Consider the following 23,899-nt stretch of genomic DNA (forward strand, 5'->3'; position numbering starts at 1 on the left):
AATAAGAGTGAGCTCAAAATAACTACCCCATTTTACCGCGAATATAATCTTCTGTACGTTGTATCTTGGGTCTATCAAAAATTTGTTGTGTTTGACCAAATTCAACTAATTCACCCAAATACATGAATGCCGTATAGTCGGAGCAACGTGTAGCTTGTTGCATATTATGAGTTACTATAACCACAGTATAATCTTGTTTTAACTCCGTAATGAGTTCTTCAATTTTCATAGTCGAAATAGGATCTAATGCCGAACAAGGTTCATCTAACAACAACACACTAGGTTTAATAGCAATCCCTCGAGCAATGCACAAGCGTTGCTGTTGTCCGCCAGATAAACTATCTCCGCTTTTATGTAATTTATCTTTCACTTCATTCCAAAGAGCGGCCTTAGTCAATGCCCATTCTACTCGTTCATTCATCTTTTCTTTTGATAATTTTTCAAACAAACGAACACCGAATGCAATATTATCATAAATCGACATTGGAAATGGCGTTGGTTTTTGGAAAACCATACCAACCTTAGCACGAATCAGAGAAATATCCATCTTTGTTGTGAGTAAATTTTCACCGTCTAAATTAATTTCACCAGTAGCTTTTTGATTTGGATATAGTTCAAACATCCGATTAAAACTCCGCAATAAAGTAGATTTACCGCAACCTGAAGGACCAATAAAGGCGGTCACTTTATTCTTAGCGATACGTAAATTAATGTTTTTTAATGCATGAAAATCCTCATAGTAGAAATTTAGATTTTGCACAGCTATTTTGGTTTCTTGTAGACTAATCATATTGCCTCATTATTTTTTATGTTGAAAGAAGAGTCGAGTGAAAATGTTTAAGCAAAGCACAAATAATGTTATTAGAGCTGCACCTGCCCAAGCTAGATTATTCCAATCTGTAAAAGGACTTGCTGCATATTGATAAATAACTACAGGTAAATTTGCGATAGGTTCATTCATATTCCAAGATAGAAATTGATTAGACAGAGCGGTAAATAATAGCGGTGCAGTTTCTCCTGAAATTCGGGCAACTGCTAATAGCACGCCAGTTAAAATCCCTGATTTAGCTGCTCGATAACAAATCATCATAATAACTTGCCATTGAGAGCAACCAAGAGCTGCCGCTGCTTCACGTAAATTATTTGGTACAAGTAATAACATATTGTCCGTAGTGCGTACCACGATAGGAATAAGCAATAAAGCTAATGCGAATGCTCCAGCCCACCCTGAAAAATGCTCGATTTTTGATACATATAAGCTGTAAACAAACAAACCAATAATAATAGAAGGGGCAGAAAGAAGAATATCATTAAGAAAACGGGTAATTTGTGCGAAACGGCTATAACGACCATATTCTGCCAAATACGTTCCTGCCAATACCCCTATAGGCGTGCCTATCAATGTACCCGCACCGACAATAAAAAACGAACCAATCAGTGCATTTAACAATCCCCCTTTTTCATTAGGGGCAGGGGTAGATTGTGTGAATAAATCAATTGATAAAGCTGGAATGCCTTTGGTAATTAGAGTGAATAATATCCAACACAACCAAAATAAGCCGATAATGACTGAAATATAGGAAAGCCCTAACATTAATTTATTGTGTGTTTTACGCCAATAAAAACGCAAGTTTTGATTAGTTTTCATCTTATTTCCCTTTTGTTTGTTGCATTTTTGTAATCATTAATCTTGATAAAATCAATACCATAGTTGTGATAACAAAGAGAAGTAATCCTAATTCCATCAATGCAGATTTTTGTAATCCACCTGCTTCATTAAATTCGTTAGCAATAGCAGATGCGATTGAGGTAGAAGGTGAAAATAAGGAATTAGGCAATTGAAACGAATTACCTATAATAAAAGTGATAGCCATTGTTTCGCCCAATGCTCTTCCCAATCCTAGCATCACACTCCCAACAAGCCCTATTCTAGTGTGTGGTACAATCACTTGTCGAACCACTTCCCAAGTGGTTGCACCTAATCCATAAGCACCTTCTTTTAACATTGGTGGTACTATACTAAAGACATCCCGCATTACGGATGCAATAAAAGGAATGATCATTATGGCAAGCACTAATCCTGCCGTAAATAAACCAACACCAAAAGGTACGCCAGAAAAAAATAATTCTAATCCAGGTAAATTCCCCAAATTGTCAATTAGTACTGGCTGAATATGTTCTTGAAATAATGGAACGAAAACAAACAACCCCCACATTCCGTAAATAATAGAAGGAATTGCAGCTAGCATTTCAATTGCAATGCTTATAGGACGTTTTAGCCAATTGGGAGCTAGCTCCGTTAAAAAAATAGCAATACCAAATGAAATGGGTACTGCGATAAATAATGCGATACCCGCCGTAATAAGCGTACCTAAAATAGGAATAATTGCCCCATATTGTTCTTGTACAGGATCCCAATATGTTTCTAATAGAAAACTCCCACCAAAACGTTTAATACTTTCCCAGCTTCCTATGACTAAAGAAATTAAAATAGCAGCAAGTAAAATAAACACAAGCAAAGCAAACAATGCCGTAGTCTGTTTGAATAATGATTCAATCCATGTTTGATTAAAATATTTCCGACTTTTTGTGAGCATAAGTATTTTCCAAAATTATTTAAGATAACCGCACTTTATTAATGTTAAGTGCTAGGTTTTGTATAAAGTGCGGTATAAAATAAAGAGATTTTTATTGTTTTAGCTCTGTTTTCCATTGACTTTTAATGGTAGACACCACATCAGCTGGAATTGGCACATAATCTAATTCAGTTGCCGCATCTTGCCCTCTTGAGAATGCCCAATCAAAAAAGGCTAATACATTTTTAGTTGTTTCAGGATTGTCAGAATATTTATTTAATAAAATAAAACTCGCCGCCGTAATTGGCCAAGATTTTTCCCCCGTTTCATTGGTTAATATAACACCCATTCCTGCCTTTTCGTGCCATTTTGCGTGACTTGCAGCTGCCATGAAACTTTCATTAGAAGGCTGTACAAATTGCCCTGCTTGATTTTGTAATGAAATCCAAGCAAGCTGATTTTGTTTGGCATAGGCATACTCTACATAACCAATGCTGTATTTCATTTGGCGAACATAAGAAGCAACTCCCTCATTCCCCTTTCCACCTTGACCTGTTAACCACTTCACTGATTTACCTTCACCAACTTGATTTTTCCAATCGTTCGAAACTTTAGATAGATAATTAGTGAAGCCAAATGTTGTTCCAGAGCCGTCTGAACGATGAATCACAATAATGTTTTTATTTGGTAAAGGAAGCGTTGGATTTAATGCAACTAAGTCAGGATCGTTCCATTTTTTAATCTTACCAAGGAAGATTTCTGCTAACAGCTTACCTGATAACTTTAATTTACCAGGTTTAATTTCAGGCAAATTAACAACAGGCACTATACCACCGATAACCGCAGGGAATTGGACTAGTTGGTGTTGTTGTAATAATTCGGATTTCATTGGATCGTCAGAGGCACCAAAATCAACCGTTTTTGCAATAATTTGCTGTTGTCCGCCGCCCGAACCGATGGATTGATAATTAACTTTATTCCCAGTTTCTTTCTCATATAAAGATGCCCACTTCGCATAAATTGGATAAGGGAAAGACGCTCCAGCACCAGTGATGCTATTAGCTTGAGCAAAAGGTAACGTACCTAAGGTTAAAACGATAATAAGATTTTTTTTCATTTTATGCATAAACATAACAAATTCTCCTTGAGTGTTATTTAGATTGCGTAGCGAAGTGTAGAAAATAATTGTGACAGTTTGATGACAATATGAAAAATTTTAAATGGATAATCAAAAGAAAGTAGTTATAAGAAAAGTACAGGTAAATTTGACCGTGTTTTTCTAGCAGAATGATATTACATTTGTCAATTAATTGATAACGATCTTTAGGTTTAATAAAAGTTGGTAAGTTTTCATGTTTACTCGATAATCTAAATTTTCATCCAAATCTAAGGAGGAAAGTAAAGACATATCTAATACTAATTTAAAATTTGTTAGTTTTATTGTGACAACGTCATATTTAATTTATAGAATTATGTAAATGATAATAATTGTTTTTTATTTTTCTTTTTAAAATTAATTAGTTATATCAAAATTTTTGATAAAAAAACTTGCAATTATCATTTGTGAATTTAAAATGATTGCCGCAAATTACGCTTTATTGCATTTTATCAATCAAAATGGAAAGGAATTAGTTATGCTTAATCAAATAATCATAAACAAGCTGAACGACCAAATTAACTTAGAGTTCTACTCTTCTAATGTTTATTTACAAATGAGTGCATGGTGTTCAAAACACGGTTATGAGGGGGCTGCTACCTTCTTACTTCGTCATGCTGATGAAGAATTAGAACATATGCAAAAACTGTTTAATTATGTAAGTGAAACTAGTGGTATGCCTATTTTAGGAAAAATTGATGCACCTAAACATGATTATTCTTCATTAAGAGAAGTTTTTGAAATAACTTTAGAACATGAAAAATTAGTCACGTCAAAAATCAATGAATTAGTTGAAGTTACTTTTGAAAGCAAAGACTACTCTACTTTTAACTTCCTACAGTGGTATGTAGCAGAACAGCATGAAGAAGAAAAATTATTTAGTGGAATTATTGATAGATTTAATCTTGTTGGCGAAGATGGTAAAGGATTATTCTTTATTGATCGTGAACTCGCAACTTTGGAATAGATAGGAGAAAATAGTATGTTATCAGAAAATGTAGTAAAACTATTAAACGATCAAATGAATTTAGAGTTTTATTCTTCTAATTTATATTTACAAATGAGTGCTTGGTGCGATCAGCAAGGCTTTGAAGGCACTGCAAAATTCTTATCAGTTCATGCTGCTGAAGAAATGCAACATATGCGTAAATTATTTACTTATTTAAATGAAACTGGCTCACTTGCTGTAATTTCTGCAATTGAAGCACCTGCACATGAATATAAATCATTAAAAGAAGTAATTGAAGCTACCTATGAGCATGAAAAATTAATTACCAGTAAAATCAATGAATTAGTAGGTAAAACCTTTGAAGAAAAAGACTACTCTGCATTTAATTTCTTACAATGGTATGTGGAAGAACAACATGAAGAAGAAAAATTATTTAGTAGTATTTTAGATAAATTAAATTTTCTTGGAGAAGATGGCAAAGGCTTGTTCCTAATTGATAAGGATTTAGGTAATCTCTCTACTAAAGCCTAATTATAGATTATCAAATCTGGCAGATCTTTTATTTAAAATAATGTGTCTGCCAGATTATTTTATTCCAAATTTTCCAAAATATTTTCTATTGCATATTTTGAGTTAATCAAGGTATTATAAAAATGAAAAGGATTTATACTGATGAACCAACCAACCAACCAACCAACCAACCAACCAACCAACCAACCAACCAACCAACCAACCAACCAACCAACCAACCAACCAAAATAATAAAACCGTTGCGGTAGTAACTTCAACAATAGGTCGTCCAGAATTATCTTTGGCTATTAAAAGCGTACAAAATCAAACTTATCCATGTAAGCATTATGTATTTGTTGATGGCAATATTTTCTGGGATAAAGCCAAATCTATATTGGAACAATTTCCTGATGTAATTCCTATTTATTTGCCAATGAATACAGGAAAAAATGGAATACTTAACGGTGCAATTAACGCAGTAGCAGCTTTTCTTGTTGAAGAAGACATTATTTGTTATTTAGATGATGACAATCAGCTACGAGAAGATCACGTGGAAAGCTTAGTAAACGTGATTGAGCAAGGTGCTGATTTTGCTTATTCCTTGCGATCTTTTTACGATTCAAATCATCAATTTATTTGCAATGATGATTTTGACTCTCTCGGAAATTGGAATACAAAAAGCGATATTTTCGTAGATGTTAAAATAGAAGATATTCAGAAACAAATACATTTTACTTTTAATGAAGTTAATGGACATATTGATACTAATTGTTACGCCGTACCTCGTGAGATTGCACAAAAAACTTCATATAGTTGGAACACACCATTAATTGGTGATCGCAGCTTTTTATCTGCCTTAAAAAGTTTGGGGTTAATAGGTCAAACTTCAGGAAAATATACCGTTAAATACAGAGCTGATTTCAATAAACTAATTGCTGTTCGTCGTGTTTTTCCTCAATTATCCTTGTCAGATGAAGATAACAATAATATTTCTGCAAAAATATTAGAAGTGATAAATCAGCAAAATATAGAATATTATGGAGGTCGCCCTTGGGCAAAGGAATAAAAAATACAATTTTTAATCAAAAAGTATAAAAAATAAAAATCAGGCTTGACTTATTTCTTTTGTACTAGTTTAATAGTACAAAATTTTCCAAAAGGATAAATATGAACATTCAAACTCAAGCCTTTATTGCGGTGACAGCTCAATCAATTCCCTATTATGCTGATACCACCGCTATTTTTAATACACTTTGCCAACCTAATTCAAATTCTCTTCTACTCGACTCTGCCGAAATAGGGAGTAAAAATAGTTTACAAAGTCTTATTTTAGTTAATGCTGCGGTTAAAATAACGTGCTTAGGTCACAACGTCACATTTAAAGCTTTAAATAAGAATGGAAAACAAGTTTTAAAAGAAATTCATCCAAAATTAACCGCACTTGGAAAAATAAGTGCGGTCAATTTTGAAGACGAATTTTCTGTACAATTTTCGCCACTTGATAATCAACTCGATGAAGATAATAAATTACAGTCTGCTACTATTTTTGATGGGTTGCGTGTTGTTTCTACTCTTTATCAACATAGCCAAACGCCTATTTTTTTAGGCGGATTATTTGCTTACGATCTCGTCGCAAATTTCATTCCAATGGATGGCATTACATTAAAAAATGATGGTATCAACTGCCCTGATTACAGTTTCTATCTTGCCGAACACTTAATTACTATCGACCATCAAAATCAACAAGCGACACTTAAAAGTTTCTGTTTTGCTCAAGAAGAACAAGTCAATATTGCGAAAACCTCGCTTTCTATCGCACAAAAACTAAAAAATATTGATCACGTTCTTTCTATTAAATCGGCAAGTGATGAAGTTAAAACAAACTTTGACGATCCTGAATTTACTGGTATCGTAAAAGCCTTAAAACACCATATTAATATTGGAGATGTTTTCCAAATTGTGCCTTCTCGTCGTTTTTCCCTTGCTTGCCCTAATACATTAGCCAGTTATGCTCAACTCAAACAAAATAATCCAAGCCCTTATATGTTCTATATGAATGATGAAGACTTTATTTTGTTTGGTGCATCGCCAGAAAGTGCGCTGAAATATGCGCCAGAAAATCGTCAGTTAGAAATTTACCCAATCGCAGGTTCACGCCCTCGTGGTTTTGATGCTCACGGCAACATTGATCCTGAATTAGATGCACGTTTAGAACTGGAACTTCGTCTTGATCATAAAGAACAAGCGGAACATTTAATGTTAGTTGATTTAGCGCGTAACGACATTGCTCGAGTTTGCCAAAATGGTACCCGTAAAGTGGCAGAATTAATGCAAGTGGATCGCTATTCTCACATTATGCATTTAGTGTCTCGTGTGGTGGGTAAATTACGCCCTGAATTAGATGCACTTCACGCCTATCAAGCCTGTATGAATATGGGCACATTAACTGGTGCACCAAAAATTAAAGCGATGCAGCTTATTTATCAATTTGAGCAACAAAAACGCCATAGTTACGGTGGTGCGGTGGGTTATCTCACGTCTGATGGACATTTTGATACCTGTATCGTGATTCGTTCTGCTTTCGTACAAAATGGGATAGCCCATGTACAAGCAGGTTGCGGTGAAGTATTGGATTCTGATCCACAAATGGAAGCCGATGAAACACGCCATAAAGCAGCGGCTGTCTTAAAAGCAATTCGTCAAGTTAATACACAAGCAAAATAAGGAAGAATTATTATGGCTAATATTTTATTTTTAGATAACTTCGATTCCTTCACTTACAATCTTGTGGATCAATTTCGTGTATTAGGTCACAACGTCACAATTTATCGTAATGACTGCGACTTAGAAAAACTGGTAGAAACCGCACTCAATATCAATACACTTGATACCATTCTTGCACTTTCTCCAGGGCCAGGAACACCATCAGAAGCGGGGATTTTACTGCCATTGATCGAACGCTTAAAAAATCAAGTGCCGATTATTGGAATTTGTTTAGGCCATCAAGCGTTGATTCAAGCCTTTGGTGGTAAGGTTGTTCACGCTGGCGAAGTGTTGCATGGTAAAGTTTCTCGTATATCCCATGATAACGAAGCTATGTTTAAAGATCTTGCTAATCCAATGCCTGCGGCGCGTTATCATTCTTTAATGGGACAAGATTTACCAAAAGAATTTATCGTCAATGCGGAATATAATGGCATTATCATGGCAATTCGTCATCGTGATTTACCCATTTGCGCATTCCAATTTCACCCTGAAAGTATTTTAACTGTGCAAGGTTCGCAATTATTACAACAATCAATTGAATGGTTGTTAAATAGATAAGACAGAAAAAAGTGCGGTGATTTTTAACCGCACTTTAAAGGAGAAAAAATGATCACCGTATTCGGACTTAAATCCAAACTCGCACCACGTCGTGAACAACTCGCGGAAGTAATTTATAACAGTCTTCATCTCGGATTAGACATTCCAAAAGGCAAGCACGCGATTCGCTTTTTGTGTTTAGAAAAAGAAGATTTTTACTACCCTTTTGATCGTAGCGATGATTACACCGTCATCGAAATTAACCTGATGGCTGGTCGTATGGAAGGTACAAAAAAACGCTTGATAAAAATGCTATTTAGCGAATTAGAGTACAAACTCGGTATTCGAGCTCACGATGTGGAAATTACGATTAAAGAACAACCGGCACATTGCTGGGGTTTCCGAGGAATGACAGGCGATGAGGCACGCGATTTAGATTACGATATTTATGTTTAATAAAATATAGAAAATTAACAAATCCATATACAAAGAAAAACAGGAATAAACTATGCAACACAACCAATTATTAGAGCAACTTTATAGCGGACATTCACTTTCAACCTCAGAAAGCACCGCACTTTTTAATGCAGTCATCCAAGGTGAGCTTTCCAATGAACAAATTGCTGCAATGCTTATTGCTTTAAAAGTGCGGGAAGCAAATACTGAGGAAATTACGGGTGCGGTTGCCGCCTCATTACAAAATGCCAAAGTATTTCCACGTCCAGATTATCCTTTTGCGGATATTGTAGGAACGGGTGGTGATGGACAAAACACCATTAATATTTCCACAGCCAGTGCGATTGTTGCGGCATCAATGGGAGCAAAAGTGGCAAAACATGGCAATCGTAGCGTGTCGAGTAAATCAGGTGCTAGCGATGTGCTTACCGCACTTGGCGTTAATGTGAACGTCACACCAGAGCAAGCTCGACAAGCATTAGATGAAATTGGTGTCTGTTTTTTATTTGCTCAACAATATCATTCTGGCTTCCGTCATGTTGCACCAGTCCGTACCGCTTTAAAAACGCATACTATATTTAATATTTTAGGGCCGCTTATCAATCCTGCTCGCCCAACTTATCATTTACTTGGCGTATATGCGCCTGAATTAGTAAAAACCTATGCTGAAACCGCAGTTGCCTTAGAACATCAACATTCCTTTGTTGTACATGGTTCTGGCTTAGATGAAGTCGCATTGCACGGCGAAACACAAGTGGCAGAAATTAAAAATGGCAAAATTGAATATTTCACTTTAACGCCTGAAGATTTTGGCTTAAAAACGCAATCCCTCGAAAGTCTTCGCGGTGGTGAACCACAAGAAAATACCCAATATCTGACCGCACTTTTACAAGGCAAAGGAAAGGCTGAACATGCTAATGCGGTGGCTGCAAATACGGCATTATTATTGAAATTATTCGGTTACGATGATTTAAAACAAAATGTGCAAAATGTATTGGCGCATCTTGCATCAGGTAACGCCTTTAAAACATTACAGAAATTAACCACATATTAATAAAAAGCTAATTTGATACACCACAATAAGAAGAAAAATGATGATCACTCAAGATTTTACCAAACCCATTGATTCCGCTACGGTGCTACAAAAAATCGTGCTTGATAAAGCACAATGGGTTAAAGCAAAAGAAAAGGAATTTCCCCTTTCACAATTTAAACAAAACATTCAAAACTCTGACCGCTCTTTTTATGATGCGTTAGCAAAAGGTACGCATCAAAAGCCCGCTTACATTTTGGAATGTAAAAAAGCCTCCCCTTCTAAGGGATTAATTCGTGCTGAATTTAATTTGGAAGAAATCGCCAATGTCTATAAACATTATGCCTCTGCTGTATCTGTTCTGACAGATGAAAAATACTTCCAAGGCAATTTTGAGTTCTTGCCGTTAGTTCGCGGTATCGTGAGCCAACCTGTGCTTTGCAAAGATTTTATGATTAGCGAATATCAAGTTTACCTTGCTCGCTACTATCAAGCGGATGCGATTTTATTAATGCTTTCTGTGGTAAATGATGAAACTTATCGTGTGCTGGCAGAGCTTGCACATTCTCTTGGCATGGGCGTATTGACAGAAACCAGCAATGAAGAAGAATTTGAACGCGCCCTTGCGCTTGGTGCGAAAATCATTGGTGTTAATAATCGTAACTTGCACGATTTAACTGTGGATTTAAATCGTGTTGTTAAACTCACTGAAAAATACGCCGACCGAATCCCTGCTGATGTACGTATTATTAGCGAATCAGGCATTTACAATCACAGCCAAATTCGTCACTTACAAAAAGTGGCGCATGGTTTCTTAATTGGGAGCAGCTTAATGGGCAAGCAAGATTTGAATAATGCGGTTCGCTCGGTGATTTTTGGAGAAAATAAAGTATGCGGTTTAACGCGCGTGCAAGATGTCAAAATCGTTTATGAAAACGGCGCACTTTACGGTGGATTAATCTTCGTAGAACATTCAAAACGTTGTGTGAGTTTACGCCAAGCGCAAGAATTGGTAACTGCCGCTCCACTTCGATTTGTTGGTGTTTTTCAGAATCAAGAAATTGACTTTATCGTAAAAATAGCCAACCAGTTACAGCTTTATGCGGTGCAATTACATGGTGCAGAAACCAAAGAATTTATTACCGCACTTCGCCAGCAACTACCCAAAAACACGCAAATTTGGAAAGCGATTTCGGTCAATACTGAAGCCCAAAGTGCGGTCGATTTTACTGATGATTTGAATGTGGATCGTTATATTTTTGACAGCCAGACAGCGAACCAACAAGGCGGCACGGGTAAAACCTTTGATTGGTCATTAATTCCCGAACATCTTAAGCACAAGATTATTTTAGCTGGAGGTATCTCGCCAAATAATGTAGAACAAGCCATTCAACAAAATTGCTTAGGCTTGGATCTTAATTCAGGAGTAGAAAGTTCCGCGGGCGTAAAAGATCAAGAAAAAGTACGGTTAGTTTTTAATAATATTTATTAATTTTAATAACATAGAAATCACTAAATAATCCGAAATGCGCAACTATTGATCCAGATTGTAATAATTTATTCTATCTAATAGTAAAATAAATCTGTATTTCAGCTTAAATGCCAATAGGAGTAAAAATATTATGTGTTTAGGCGTTCCGGGTCAAATTGTCAAAATTGATACAAATTATCTTCAACTTGCCACAGTAGATGTATGTAGCGTACAACGTGAAGTAAATATTTCTGGGAAATCCAGCCGATTTACTTGGCAAATGGGTGCTTGTTCATGTGAGCTTTGCAATGAGTGTTATTGATGAAGATGAAGCCAAGAAAACCCAAGAGGCTCTGATCACAATGAGCCAACTCGAACACGAAGTTGGAGATTTTTTAGGATTAAATCAAAAATAAAAAAGTAGGCATAATGCCTACTTTTTATGTTTTGTTACAATGCCTCAATCGCCTTATACTGCTCTTGGATTTTTTCTAATCCAGATTGGTATTCCGCTTGTTTTTCGCGTTCTTTCGCAATCACTGCTTCAGGTGCTTTAGCCACAAAAGCTTCGTTGCTGAGTTTGTTTTTGATACGTTTAACTTCGTTTTGATATTTTTCAATCTCTTTGGTTAAACGGGCAAGCTCTGCTTCTTTATTGATAAAGCCAGCCATTGGCACAAGCAATTCAGTATTGCCAACGAGTTTCGCTACCGCAAGTGGTGCGGTTTCGTTTTCCGCTAACACTTGAACGTTGTCTAACTTCGCCATGGCTTTTAAAAGAGCGGTCTGTTTTTCAAGAATTTTTGCATTCTCTGCACTTAAATTACGGAATAACAGATCTAAGCCTTTGCTTGGTGCGATATTGCTTTCTGCACGAATATTACGCACCGCAACGATCACTTCTTTTAACCACTCAATTTCAGCTTCTGCTTCTGGATCAAAGCCATTCTCTTCCACTTGTGGGAAAGGTTGCAACATAATGCTGTCAGCCGTAATGCCGACAAAACCTTTCACTTTTTGCCAAATTTCTTCGGTAATAAATGGAATAAGCGGATGTGCTAAACGTAATAATTTTTCTAATACGTGAACCAAAGTTTGGCTTGCTGCACGAATTTGTGCTGCATTGCCATTTGCAAATACTGGTTTGGTAAGCTCTAAATACCAGTCACAGAATTGGTTCCAAGTAAATTCATAAATCGCATTGGCACAAAGGTCAAAACGATATTGGCTTAATGAATTACGGAACGTTTCCACTGTGCGGTTAAATTCTGATTGAATCCAACGATCGGCTAATGAGAATTCGATCTCGCCTTCGCTGAAATCTAATTTGTCATTCGTTAATACGAAACGGCTTGCATTCCACAATTTGTTACAGAAGTTACGGTAACCTTCTAAACGTTTCATATCCCAGTTGATATCACGACCGTTTGAAGCCAACGCAGCTAATGTGAAACGCAATGCGTCTGTACCGTGAGCGGCAATACCGTCCGCAAATTCTTTGCGTGTTGCTTTAGCAATTTTCTCTGCTAATTGCGGCTGCATCATATTACCAGTACGTTTTTCAAGTAAATCTTCAAGGCTGATGCCGTCAATCATATCGATTGGGTCAAGCACGTTACCTTTCGATTTCGACATTTTTTGACCTTGCTCATCACGAATCAAACCTGTTACATACACCGTTTTGAATGGTACTTGTGGTTTGCCGTTTTCATCTTTCACAAAGTGCATCGTAAACATAATCATACGCGCAACCCAGAAAAAGATGATATCAAACCCTGTGATTAACACATCCGTTGGGTGGAACATTTTGAGCTCTTTAGTTTGCTCTGGCCAACCTAAAGTTGAGAACGTCCACAAGCCTGATGAGAACCAGGTGTCTAACACGTCTTCATCTTGTTTGAGTTCAACCGCAGAATCTAAGTTATATTTTGACCGCACTTCTTCTTCGTTACGCGCGACATAAACATTACCTTCCGCGTCATACCACGCTGGAATACGGTGTCCCCACCAAAGTTGGCGAGAGATACACCAATCTTGAATATCACGCATCCAAGAGAAGTAAAGGTTTTCATATTGTTTTGGCACAAATTGGATTTCGCCATCTTCCACCGCTTTAATCGCTACATCAGCAAGCGGTTTCACGCTCACATACCATTGGTCGGTTAGCATTGGCTCGATTGGCACACCACCACGGTCGCCATAAGGCACTTTCAAATCGTGTGGTTTAATTTCGTCTAATAAACCTAGCGATTCAAAATCTGCCACGATTTTTTTACGTGCAGCAAAACGCTCTAAGCCTCGGTAATCCGCAGGAATAGTCGCCTCATAACCCGCAAGTGGTTTGCCGTCAGTACCGATAATTTCCGCTTCATCACGAATATCTGCGTTTAAGGTTAATACATTGACCATCGGCAAGCCGTGACGTTTACCCACTTCGTAGTCATTGAAGTCATGAGCTGGGGTAATTTTCACTACACCAGTACCGAATTCACGATCCACATATTCATCGGCAATAATCGGAATTTCGCGATTAGCCAATGGCAGAACCACGGTTTTACCGATTAAAGATTGATAACGTTCATCTTCAGGATGCACCGCCACCGCTGTATCGCCCAACATAGTTTCTGGACGTGTAGTTGCCACCACTAAATAATCTTTACCATCTGCCGTTTTTGCACCATTTGCTAACGGATAACGGAAATGCCAAAGAGAACCTTTGCTCTCTTTATTTTCCACTTCTAAATCAGAAATCGCGGTGTGAAGTTTTGGATCCCAGTTTACTAAGCGTTTACCACGATAAATCAAGCCTTCTTCGTGCAAACGAACAAACACTTCTTTTACCGCGTTAGATAAACCGTCATCCATAGTGAAACGTTCACGTTCCCAGTCGATAGAGTTACCTAAACGACGCATTTGTTGGCTAATTGTGCCACCTGAATAGGCTTTCCAATCCCAAATTTTGTTGATGAACGCTTCACGACCATAATCATGGCGTGTTTTGCCTTCTTCAGCGGAGATTTTACGCTCTACCACCATTTGGGTTGCGATACCCGCATGGTCTGTCCCTGCTTGCCATAAGGTGTTATGTCCTTCCATACGGTTAAAACGGATTAAGGTATCCATTAAGGTTTGTTGGAAAGCATGTCCCATGTGTAGAGAACCTGTTACATTCGGTGGAGGAATCGCAATGCAATAGCTCGGCGCATTTTCATTTCCAGACGGTTTAAAATAACCGCTCTCTTCCCAATGTTGATAAAGGGCTTGTTCTACCGCAGACGGATTAAAACGATCTGCCATTTGGAGGTTTTTTGTCATTGTTTACTCTTTTACTTATTTTACTAATTTCTAAATATCAAATAACTCTGTTGGATCAATTTTGAATTGCAACATATTTGCGGTTTCTCTAGCATTATCTCCCCCTTTTCTTTGAATAGTTACTCGACCAAAGTTAATAGAGCCTCTTGGGGAAAGAGAAATATCACCTGAACCATAGTGTTGTAAAACCTCATTAATATTTCTCAATATCCATCTTGCATTATTACTTACTTTTTGTGCTACAAGTACCCATTCAGCGGCAAAATCGCCTCTTCCTCTTAATATATCGGTTAGCACAAGAACTCTGTTCTTTTCTAGCCAATCAAGAACGATATTTTGCTCTTCTTGAGAAAATTCTGTCATAAACATTCTTCGCTTATCTTTTGTATTTGAATGATATGGAGGAAGTTCACCCGTAAAATGTTTTAATATTCTTAATAGATTATCATCAAATTTCCACATTTCCTGATAATGAGCAAGCCAGCGTTTATCTATCTGATTAAAACCACGTTTATTACTAACGAGCTTAACTTGAATATTATGAATATCTAACGCGTCTTTATAAAAAACTAAAACTTGAACATTTATATCTGATTTATATCCACTTAATACAACAGCTTTAACAGATTTGATTTCATCTAAGTTATGTCCCATTGTAACTAACCAATCTTGGGCTTCTGAATTCTCTTTCCAATTTTCAAATCTATCTGCAATATCTTTTTCGTTTTTAAAACCATCTTTAGCTGTTTTAGATCCTAATTCTACCAGATTCATTTTATTTACCTTTATTTATAGAGATTAGTAATTTTTCTGCGATTTTCTGTATTACATTAACCGTCATCGCATTTCCAGCTTGGGATAAAATCTTACTATCGGGTAATTTATAATCAATGGCTTTTTGAGCAATCTCTTTCGGAAATCCTTGTAATAATAAAGCCTCGTAACCACTTAACTTATATAATTGATTATCCTTGACATATAAAATCCCGTGCCTACCTGTTCTAAGCGTTGGTATTTTATTTTCATAGATCCGTAAATCTGACTGTCTCCAATCTATTACCTGATAATTTTTCTCATATATTTGATCTAAACTTATTCTATCCTTATTGTATTTATTATTAATATAATTTTCAAAAGTTTTATTTATCAAAAATTTATATTTACCATCCCCAATTAAATAATTTGACAACTCATTTTCATTATTGCTTTTAGGCTCAGGAAAGACATAATCAGAATGATGTATATCTTTTCTTATTCCAACAAAATAGATCCTTTCTCTCATTTGTGGCGTACCATAAAATTGACTATCTAATACTTTATAATACACATCATAGTTACAACTTTCTAATATTTCTAAGATTGATTTTAAAGTTTCACCTTGGTTATGATTTACTAATCCCTTAACATTTTCTAAAATAAAAAATGGTACTTTTTTCACTTTCAAAATATTGCTTAAATAATATATTATTTGCCCTCTATTATCTAGAAAACCATCTCTTTTCCCAATGATAGAAAATGTTTGGCAAGGAAATCCTGCAATCATTAAATCAAAATCAGGTAAAGATTTTGGAGCAAGTTGAGTTAAATCACCTAAATTACGACTATCATTAAAAAATATTTCATATGTTTTTGCAGGATTAAGATCGACTTCGCTATGAGCAATACATTCCATTCCGTTAAACTCTAAGCCTAATCGCCCCCCACCAATACCTGCACAAAAATCAATAAACCTTAGTTTTTCCATTAAAAATCTCCTGAACTAAAAAATAGTTTTATTTTGCATACCTATAATTTTTCTGAATTACCAAGGCTGATGTTCAATAATAATCTCATCTTACTTTTGAAAAGTTACTACCTTATCTTTTATTTTTCTTTCAAAGAACTATTTAATAAAATTTTATTCGTGTAGTTTGCATAAAATGAAATCTCTTTACTCACTAATTTTAAACCCTAACAATAAAATCTCATCAATAACAATTTATACCACTCAACTAATTCCTCAGCAATTTGCGTAATTCTCTTATCATAAAAATGAAAAATAACTCCAGGCATTTCACCCGAGTTATCATAAATTAACGCTTCATCACAAGATAAAAGGGCTGTTATTAAATTCTCTCGACTGATATTAAAACGTTGTCGAATGGTTTGCTCATCAATAAAATGACCACCTGTTTTAACCCTTGCTTTTACACGATCTAAATTAATAGAAACTTTATTAAAGCCAATATAATTTAAATGCACATAAAAGCCACTTTATTTCGCCGTTTTCATTCTTTGAATAATTTAATTACCTGAAAGTGTCGATTTCATGGAAAAATCAATATGTTGCTTAATAGCAAAACGAAATAGCCCTATCGCTTTTCTGCCTGCATCAATATCAGCAAGTCTTGGATTTTGAGGATTAATCTGCATTGCAATATGATCAGAATCAATCACAATTTGCACAGCATCTTGGTTAAAAGAACGTAAAGTACTTTTTCCCGAACCATTTGTTCCACAATAAAAAATCGCTTTATTTTGCATAACCCACAATTTTTTCCGAACCATCAGGATAATGCTCGACTATCTTGCCATCAGTTTTTTGAAAGGTAACCACCTCGTGATTCATTTTTTCTTTCATCCAAACTGAAAATAACGCTTTAAGTTGTTTCTGTTGTTGAATAATTTTCTCACGTTCAGTCATCAATTATCCTCTTTAATTAATTCAAAACCTACTGCTCAATACTCAAAATTGAAAGCGTTGATAAAAGGTAATGTCATTCATTTATTAACCCACGTTTTCAGTAGAAAGATTCCAACCTTGCAGACGTAATTGTTTATAACGTTCTCGGGCTTGTGTTTTTAACGCATCATCTTTCGGTACAAAATCAATAAGTTGGGTAAAACTGTGGCTAAAATCTGGAATTTCTTGTTGCAAATTAATTAACATATCACGACGTTGTAAATTTCGTTTTCCAAGCCACGAAATCTCAATCGGTGTGGGATATTGTGTTGCCTCACCTGATAAATTATGCGGAACAAATTCATTGGGATCTCGTTGCCACAAAAGTTCATCAATTTCTAATGCTTGGCTCTCACTTTCGCAACTAATTAGTACTTTTTTCCCTGAACGCCATATTGAAGCAGCAAGATTACAGGCTATTTCTTCGACAGTTAAAGTACAATTTTCCGTAAGAATATAAAATTGTGCAGTTTTTGCCATTTTAGCCCCGTTATTTTCTCAATCTTGCCCCATATAAAACTGAGAATTTTAACGAAAAAACCTTAGAAGATAAATAATTAAATAGATATTATTAAAAATAATTCATTGTAATTGATTAGATAAACAGGGTGTTTGATGCGGATAGACATCAAATGCAAAGCGAGTATCTTCTTCGTCTAATGGAATACTGTTTAATAAATGGGCTGTTTGTCCAGCAAGTTTAGTTACGGTTTCCACACCTGTATAAGACGCTGGCAATAAAGAGGTAACAAACATTTGATTAAGATTAGTCCCTTGTAAAATAGGGGCAAGGGTTAAAGCAAGTTGGCTTATTTATGGATAAGGCAAACTAACAATGTTACGTTGTCTTAGTTCTAAAAGCTGTGATTCATTTACCGTTGGGACAACAACTGGCATATCCGAAAGCGCACTACAAACGCCTAACACATAAATGACAATTCTACTGATATCACAAATAAGGTTACTTTATTTTCTCTATGCTATAAAATAACCTGCATTATTTTGTTTTAACCAAAACCAAGAACGAAATAATTACACCAGCAATTATTGATTTACTGAAAAAACAAAAGATTGCTTTTACTTGTATACTTATAATCACGATCCGAATAATCAACATTAAAATTGAGGAGTAATAATGAACATTGTATTTACACTAGATTGTAATTTTGCTAGTCACTTAGACACCGTACTAAAATCCCTTTGCTACCATCATAATAACATCAATATTTATGTAATACACGATGGTATTCCTGCTGAAAGTTTAGAAAAATTAAAAATGCATTGTGCTAAATTTGATAACACACTGTACGATATTCAATTTAATATTAATCAATTCTCATTTCCAACTGTAATATCTCCTGCTCACATCCAAAGCACTGCTTCATTATTCCGTTTATATCTTCATCAAATTTTACCTCAGCATATTGAACGAGTTATTTATCTTGATATGGATCTTATTATTCATCAGGCTATAGACGAATTATGGGATATTAATTTAGAAGATAGCTTAATTGCGGGTGTGAGTGACTTTTTTTCTGAATATTTATGGGAACATCCATTTTATGAAAAACAGCAATATATTAATACGGGAGTGATGTTAATTAATCTAAATAAATGGCGAGAAAATAACATTGAGCAGTATTTTATTGAGTACGCTGCCAAATATGGTGAATTTTTTGTGTATGGAGATCAAGATGTTATTAATTTTAGCATACCTACGAATTTGATTAAATTATTACCTGTAAAATTTAATATTCAGGTTAAATTTATTGAATATTTATGGATGGAACATAAAGAGAAAATAAAATTTACTCCGCATATTATTCACTACATTGGTAGCAACAAACCTTGGTTAAAGGAACATTCAGCTAACTCTCCTCGTTTTTATAATGAAGAATACTTGTTTTATCATCATCTTTCTTGGGATAATCTTAGACAGACAGACAGACAGACAGACAGACAGACAGACAGACAGACAGACAGACAGACAGACAGACAGAAAAATATAACCCAATTGCCTTGTATGTCAAAGTGCGGTTAATTTTGACCGCATTTTTTCTTTTGGAAGGAAAATTACATTGAGTTTATTTTATATTTAATCCATATCTTACCTAGCATTTTGTGATCTACATCATAAAACCAACATAAAATTATCGCTTGAACAAAACAAAATCGCTACTATATACCCTAAATTTTGTTATTCCACCTTTTCAAAACTAACGGAGTATTTTATGGCATTTCGTATTGAAAAAGACACAATGGGTGAAGTTCAAGTTCCAGCAGATAAATACTGGGCTGCACAAACTGAACGTTCACGCAATAACTTTAAAATTGGCCCAGCCGCATCAATGCCACATGAAATTATCGAAGCTTTTGGCTATTTGAAAAAAGCAGCCGCATTTGCTAATCATGATTTAGGTGTATTACCTCTTGAAAAACGTGATTTAATTGCTCTGGCTTGTGACGAAATTTTAGCAAATAAATTAGATGATCAATTCCCACTTGTTATTTGGCAAACTGGTTCTGGTACACAATCTAATATGAATGTGAACGAAGTAGTTGCCAATCGTGCACATGTGATAAACGGTGGAAAATTAGGTGAAAAATCTATTATTCACCCAAATGACGATGTGAACAAATCACAATCTTCAAATGATACTTTCCCAACGGCAATGCACATTGCGGCATATAAAAAAGTAGTTGAGCACACCATTCCTTGTGTTGAACGTTTACAAAAAACTTTTGCGGCAAAATCTGAAGCCTTCAAAAACGTGGTAAAAATTGGCCGCACTCACTTAATGGATGCAACGCCACTCACATTAGGTCAAGAATTTTCGGCTTATGCAGCTCAATTAGATTTCGGCTTAAAAGCATTAAAAAATACGCTGCCACATTTAAGCCAATTAGCATTGGGTGGAACTGCGGTTGGCACAGGTTTGAATACGCCGAAAGGCTATGATGTTAAAGTGGCAGATTACATTGCAAAATTCACCACACTTCCGTTTGTCACTGCAGATAATAAATTTGAAGCATTAGCCGCTCATGATGCGATTGTTGAAACTCACGGTGCATTACGTCAATTAGCAATGAGTTTATTTAAAATTGCGAACGATATTCGTCTATTAGCATCAGGCCCTCGTTCGGGAATTGGCGAAATTTTAATTCCTGAAAATGAACCAGGTTCTTCAATTATGCCAGGTAAAGTAAACCCAACTCAATGCGAAGCGATGACAATGGTCTGTGCACAAGTATTTGGTAATGACACTACAATCGCATTTGTGGGTTCACAAGGTCACTTCCAATTAAATGTGTTCAACCCTGTGATGATTGCAAACTTCTTACAATCTGCTCAATTATTGGGCGATGCTTGCGTATCTTTCGATGAACACTGTGCAGTGGGTATTGAGCCAAACTATCCACGCATTAAACAACAACTTGAAAATTCATTGATGCTGGTGACCGCACTTAATACGAATATCGGTTATGAAAATGCAGCTAAAATTGCAAAAACCGCACACAAAAATGGCACCACATTACGTGAAGAAGCGATTAATTTAGGTTTAGTGTCTGCCGAAGATTTTGATAAATGGGTTCGCCCAGAAGATATGGTGGGTAGCTTAAAATAATTCATCGCACAAATTAACATTACAACGATCAAAGGCGAGTAAAATTACTCGCCTTTTTACTGATTTCTAATTTGCTTTTTGATGCGGTTTGTTATAATCAACAAAATTTTATTCACGGCTATTTATTATGAAAATGAAATCCCTTTTTGTGGCAATGATAACGTTTTTTTCTGCCGCACCTTTTGCTCATTGGCAACCCATCGGAAATGCCGAATACACTTGGGGGCCGTTCCATGTTTATACCATTGGTTTGTTTTCTGAAACTGGCACTTATCAAGAAAATGAACGTCCATTAATGCTCTCTTTCAAATATGAAAAACCCATTGAAGGAAAAAATTTTGCGATTACGCTCATTAAAGAAATCGAAACCTTAAAACTTAATGATGGCGATACTCAAAGCTGGCTTAAAGAAATGCAAGCGACCTTTCCTGATTTCTCACCAAACGATATTTTGAACTATATTGCCTTACCCGATAGAGGCTACTTCGTCTTAAATGATACAGTTTTAGAACACGATTTTGATGCTAAATTTAATCAAGCATTTATCGGCATTTGGCTTGCACCGAATAGTACTTTTGTAAAACTTCAGCCACAATTATTAGGCAAAACGAAAAGCAATCATGAAGCGACAGAGTTTTATCTCAAACCTGAAATTGAATCCTTTGATGAACAAGATTCTACACCTGAATTACCGCCAAATTATTTATTAGATAGTCAGAAAAAATCTCAAGGATAAATTCAGTTTTTTATATTTTGTGCCATAAAAAATACCTGTTTCCCAATAAATTATTATCAAGGAAACCGGTATTTATTATTTGAACATTCTCTATCTGACTAAAATTTTTCCCAAACTGGGATAACGCTATCAACTAAATCTAAATTTTTTCCTAACTCAATCCAGCCACAAGGGAAATGAAAATCGGAGCCAACGGATCCCAGCAGATTAAATTCTTTTGCCCAACGAGCAAGCATTTGACGCTGATCTTTTGTTTGACCACAATCCGCCATTTCCATTCCATCACCGCCCCAAGCCTTAAAATCGACTATCAGCTTACGCACCCATTTCCCCGTCATGTTATAACGTAATGGATGCGCAATAACGGCTACACCGCCTGCGGCATGGATTGTCTCAATCGCTGTGGGAATATCAGCCCATTCAGCTTTAACAAATGCCGATTTTCCTTGCCCTAAATAGCGTTTAAAAGCCTGACCATCATTAGATACCTTACCAATCTGCACCAAATAACGTGCGTAATGAGCACGCGTAACTTCACCATCAGCTAAGGCTTTTGCCCCGTCATAAGCATTAGGAATCCCTGCTTTTTCTAATTTATCGCCAATTTCCACCGCTCTTTTTTCCCGTAATGCTTTTTGACTTTGCAAAAGTGCGGTCATTTTTGGATGAGTTTTATCGAAGTTTAATCCTACAATATGGATCCCTCGCCCTTCCCAATTTGTCGAAATTTCTACTCCAGTAATCAATTCAATGCCTACTTCTTTCGCTGCAATCTCAGCTTCATCAATGCCCGCAATCGTATCGTGATCGCATAATGCCAACACGTTCACGCCTTGCGCATAAGCACGATGCACTAATTCGGTTGGACTCAACACTCCATCTGATGCGGTGCTGTGGCAATGTAAATCGTATTTTTTTGCCATTATTTAATATTTTTTACTAATTCTTTTACTAATTTTGGACCGTGATAAATCAATCCTGAATAAACTTGCAACAACTCGGCGCCAGCCTCAATTTTCTCTTGCGCATTTTGCAAACCATCAATGCCACCGCTACCAATAATGGGAATCTGACCTTTCAGTTCTTGATGTAATCGCTTAATAATCTCTGTGCTTTTATGCTGCAACGGCTTTCCACTTAATCCGCCTTGCTGTTCGGCATTTTTCATCCCCATCACAGTATCACGAGAAATTGTAGTATTCGTTGCAATAACGCCATCCATTTTATGACGAACCAACGTATCCGCAATTTGCACTAATTCACTTTCCGTTAAATCTGGTGCAATTTTTACCGCAATCGGCACATATTTATTGTATTGGTTTGCCAAAATAGTCTGACGATCCTTGATGCTTCGCAATAAATCATCGAAATAATCACCATATTGTAATTGACGCAAATCTGGTGTATTGGGAGATGAAATATTCACCGTAATATAACCTGCGTAGTTATAGGCTTTGTTCAAACAGAAAATATAATCATCTTTGCCTTGTTCCAAAGGTGTGAATTTATTCTTACCAATATTGATGCCTATCACACCTTTATAACGGGCGTTTTTCACATTTTCTATAAGATAGTCAATACCATTATTATTAAAACCATTACGGTTAATAATGCCTTCAGCTTCAATCAAGCGAAACTGACGTGGCTTTGCATTCCCATCTTGTGCAACGGGCGTGACAGTTCCCAGTTCTAAAAAACCAAAACCCAATGCACCAAAGCCCTCAATCGCATCGCCATTTTTATCTGCCCCTGCCGCCAATCCAATGGGATTAGGGAAATTCACACCCATTACCGTTTTCGGAAAGCCTTTTGGAGCATGAATAAGAGATTTTAAGATCGGTTGAAATAAAGGATTACCTGCTAATTTCAAGCATTGAATCGTGAAATCATGAGCCTTTTCAGCATCCATTTGGAAAATGCCGTGACGGAATAATTGATACATACTCGTTTATCTCTCAGGATAGTTTACTGTAAGAAAAGTGCGGTCAATTTTCACCGCACTTTAAAGGTAAGGTTGCTCGTATTCTACGAGGAACAAAAATGATG

The 23,899-nt window shown here is 36.0% G+C and carries 25 protein-coding genes and 2 pseudogenes; 13 read left to right on the plus strand and 14 right to left on the minus strand.

Annotated features, from left to right (window positions below; genetic code table 11):
• Nucleotides 1–22 precede the first annotated feature (22 nt).
• The 4 genes from pstB to pstS all read right to left on the minus strand — a co-directional run bounded on the left by pstB (nucleotide 23) and on the right by pstS (nucleotide 3,693).
• The gene (pstB, locus tag AT683_RS06985; protein ID WP_005650603.1) at nucleotides 23–790 is read right to left on the minus strand and encodes a phosphate ABC transporter ATP-binding protein PstB; all 768 of its coding nucleotides are present in this window, start codon (nucleotides 788–790) and stop codon (nucleotides 23–25) included.
• A gap of 9 nt (nucleotides 791–799) precedes the next feature.
• A complete protein-coding gene (gene pstA, locus AT683_RS06990; RefSeq protein ID WP_005650601.1) occupies nucleotides 800–1,648 on the minus strand; it encodes a phosphate ABC transporter permease PstA in 849 nt (282 codons plus the stop codon).
• Between the two features lies 1 nt (nucleotide 1,649).
• Nucleotides 1,650–2,597 carry a phosphate ABC transporter permease subunit PstC gene (gene pstC / locus AT683_RS06995; protein WP_005656744.1) on the minus strand — a complete coding sequence of 316 codons (948 nt, stop codon included), beginning with the start codon at nucleotides 2,595–2,597 and terminating at the stop codon, nucleotides 1,650–1,652.
• 91 nt (nucleotides 2,598–2,688) lie between these two features.
• The gene (gene pstS, locus AT683_RS07000; RefSeq protein ID WP_074031221.1) at nucleotides 2,689–3,693 is read right to left on the minus strand and encodes a phosphate ABC transporter substrate-binding protein PstS; all 1,005 of its coding nucleotides are present in this window, start codon (nucleotides 3,691–3,693) and stop codon (nucleotides 2,689–2,691) included.
• A gap of 517 nt (nucleotides 3,694–4,210) precedes the next feature.
• Here pstS and ftnA (AT683_RS07005) point away from each other — a divergent pair.
• From ftnA (AT683_RS07005) to hybG, 10 genes and pseudogenes are all read left to right on the plus strand, one after another.
• Nucleotides 4,211–4,699, plus strand: a complete 489-nt coding sequence (ftnA, locus tag AT683_RS07005) for a non-heme ferritin (protein WP_005650594.1) — start codon at nucleotides 4,211–4,213, stop codon at nucleotides 4,697–4,699.
• A 15-nt stretch (nucleotides 4,700–4,714) separates the two neighbouring features.
• A complete protein-coding gene (gene ftnA, locus AT683_RS07010) occupies nucleotides 4,715–5,212 on the plus strand; it encodes a non-heme ferritin (RefSeq protein WP_005656740.1) in 498 nt (165 codons plus the stop codon).
• 122 nt (nucleotides 5,213–5,334) lie between these two features.
• Nucleotides 5,335–5,460: a PT domain-containing protein gene (locus tag AT683_RS10055; RefSeq protein WP_105892583.1), complete on the plus strand. Its 126-nt coding sequence runs from the start codon at nucleotides 5,335–5,337 to the stop codon at nucleotides 5,458–5,460.
• Between the two features lie 32 nt (nucleotides 5,461–5,492).
• Complete coding sequence (locus tag AT683_RS07015; RefSeq protein ID WP_005688459.1) at nucleotides 5,493–6,257, plus strand: glycosyltransferase family 2 protein; 765 nt, start codon at nucleotides 5,493–5,495, stop codon at nucleotides 6,255–6,257.
• A gap of 101 nt (nucleotides 6,258–6,358) precedes the next feature.
• A complete protein-coding gene (gene trpE / locus AT683_RS07020; protein ID WP_005687196.1) occupies nucleotides 6,359–7,915 on the plus strand; it encodes an anthranilate synthase component I in 1,557 nt (518 codons plus the stop codon).
• Nucleotides 7,916–7,927: 12 nt separating this feature from the next.
• Complete coding sequence (locus tag AT683_RS07025) at nucleotides 7,928–8,515, plus strand: aminodeoxychorismate/anthranilate synthase component II (protein ID WP_005687195.1); 588 nt, start codon at nucleotides 7,928–7,930, stop codon at nucleotides 8,513–8,515.
• Nucleotides 8,516–8,563: 48 nt separating this feature from the next.
• Nucleotides 8,564–8,950: a tautomerase family protein gene (locus tag AT683_RS07030; protein WP_005662273.1), complete on the plus strand. Its 387-nt coding sequence runs from the start codon at nucleotides 8,564–8,566 to the stop codon at nucleotides 8,948–8,950.
• Between the two features lie 52 nt (nucleotides 8,951–9,002).
• Nucleotides 9,003–10,004 (plus strand): anthranilate phosphoribosyltransferase, encoded by a 1,002-nt coding sequence (gene trpD / locus AT683_RS07035; RefSeq protein ID WP_005687194.1) that lies wholly within the window; start codon nucleotides 9,003–9,005, stop codon nucleotides 10,002–10,004.
• A gap of 40 nt (nucleotides 10,005–10,044) precedes the next feature.
• A complete protein-coding gene (trpCF, locus tag AT683_RS07040; RefSeq protein WP_050846017.1) occupies nucleotides 10,045–11,475 on the plus strand; it encodes a bifunctional indole-3-glycerol-phosphate synthase TrpC/phosphoribosylanthranilate isomerase TrpF in 1,431 nt (476 codons plus the stop codon).
• 130 nt (nucleotides 11,476–11,605) lie between these two features.
• A pseudogene (gene hybG, locus AT683_RS07045) lies at nucleotides 11,606–11,870 on the plus strand (hydrogenase maturation factor HybG).
• A gap of 34 nt (nucleotides 11,871–11,904) precedes the next feature.
• Here the strand turns inward: hybG and valS are convergent.
• The 8 genes and pseudogenes from valS to AT683_RS09925 all read right to left on the minus strand — a co-directional run.
• Complete coding sequence (gene valS, locus AT683_RS07050; protein WP_050846014.1) at nucleotides 11,905–14,769, minus strand: valine--tRNA ligase; 2,865 nt, start codon at nucleotides 14,767–14,769, stop codon at nucleotides 11,905–11,907.
• A 30-nt stretch (nucleotides 14,770–14,799) separates the two neighbouring features.
• Nucleotides 14,800–15,543, minus strand: a complete 744-nt coding sequence (locus AT683_RS07055) for a PDDEXK family nuclease (protein ID WP_038441166.1) — start codon at nucleotides 15,541–15,543, stop codon at nucleotides 14,800–14,802.
• A gap of 1 nt (nucleotide 15,544) precedes the next feature.
• Entirely contained in the window at nucleotides 15,545–16,513 is a 969-nt protein-coding gene (gene dcm, locus AT683_RS07060; RefSeq protein ID WP_038441168.1) for a DNA (cytosine-5-)-methyltransferase, read from the minus strand.
• Between the two features lie 206 nt (nucleotides 16,514–16,719).
• On the minus strand, nucleotides 16,720–17,010 hold the full coding sequence (locus AT683_RS09460) for a hypothetical protein (protein WP_080291967.1): 291 nt from the start codon (nucleotides 17,008–17,010) through the stop codon (nucleotides 16,720–16,722).
• A gap of 42 nt (nucleotides 17,011–17,052) precedes the next feature.
• Nucleotides 17,053–17,292 (minus strand): hypothetical protein, encoded by a 240-nt coding sequence (locus AT683_RS09465; protein ID WP_080358920.1) that lies wholly within the window; start codon nucleotides 17,290–17,292, stop codon nucleotides 17,053–17,055.
• Nucleotides 17,282–17,452, minus strand: a complete 171-nt coding sequence (locus AT683_RS09700; protein WP_011961939.1) for a hypothetical protein — start codon at nucleotides 17,450–17,452, stop codon at nucleotides 17,282–17,284. Before AT683_RS09700 ends, AT683_RS09465 begins: the two co-directional genes overlap by 11 nt.
• 84 nt (nucleotides 17,453–17,536) lie before the next feature.
• Nucleotides 17,537–17,971 (minus strand): DNA polymerase III subunit chi, encoded by a 435-nt coding sequence (locus AT683_RS07070; protein WP_050949183.1) that lies wholly within the window; start codon nucleotides 17,969–17,971, stop codon nucleotides 17,537–17,539.
• 105 nt (nucleotides 17,972–18,076) lie between these two features.
• Nucleotides 18,077–18,430 (minus strand): annotated as a pseudogene (locus tag AT683_RS09925) (oxidoreductase); the annotation flags it as partial.
• 196 nt (nucleotides 18,431–18,626) lie between these two features.
• Here AT683_RS09925 and AT683_RS07080 point away from each other — a divergent pair.
• From AT683_RS07080 to AT683_RS07090, 3 genes are all read left to right on the plus strand, one after another.
• Nucleotides 18,627–19,532 (plus strand): glycosyltransferase family 8 protein, encoded by a 906-nt coding sequence (locus tag AT683_RS07080; RefSeq protein ID WP_050951526.1) that lies wholly within the window; start codon nucleotides 18,627–18,629, stop codon nucleotides 19,530–19,532.
• A 190-nt stretch (nucleotides 19,533–19,722) separates the two neighbouring features.
• A complete protein-coding gene (fumC, locus tag AT683_RS07085) occupies nucleotides 19,723–21,117 on the plus strand; it encodes a class II fumarate hydratase (protein WP_005687184.1) in 1,395 nt (464 codons plus the stop codon).
• 127 nt (nucleotides 21,118–21,244) lie between these two features.
• Nucleotides 21,245–21,853 (plus strand): chalcone isomerase family protein, encoded by a 609-nt coding sequence (locus AT683_RS07090; RefSeq protein ID WP_005656697.1) that lies wholly within the window; start codon nucleotides 21,245–21,247, stop codon nucleotides 21,851–21,853.
• A gap of 98 nt (nucleotides 21,854–21,951) precedes the next feature.
• Here AT683_RS07090 and rnm read toward each other — a convergent pair whose 3' ends face one another.
• On the minus strand, nucleotides 21,952–22,776 hold the full coding sequence (rnm, locus tag AT683_RS07095) for an RNase RNM (protein WP_042594661.1): 825 nt from the start codon (nucleotides 22,774–22,776) through the stop codon (nucleotides 21,952–21,954).
• Nucleotides 22,776–23,795, minus strand: a complete 1,020-nt coding sequence (gene pyrD / locus AT683_RS07100; RefSeq protein WP_005687177.1) for a quinone-dependent dihydroorotate dehydrogenase — start codon at nucleotides 23,793–23,795, stop codon at nucleotides 22,776–22,778. The genes rnm and pyrD overlap by 1 nt, the downstream gene beginning before the upstream one ends.
• Between the last annotated feature and the right edge of the window lie 104 nt (nucleotides 23,796–23,899).

Origin of the sequence: Haemophilus influenzae, from assembly GCF_001457655.1 — a bacterium.
GTDB lineage: Bacteria > Pseudomonadota > Gammaproteobacteria > Enterobacterales > Pasteurellaceae > Haemophilus > Haemophilus influenzae.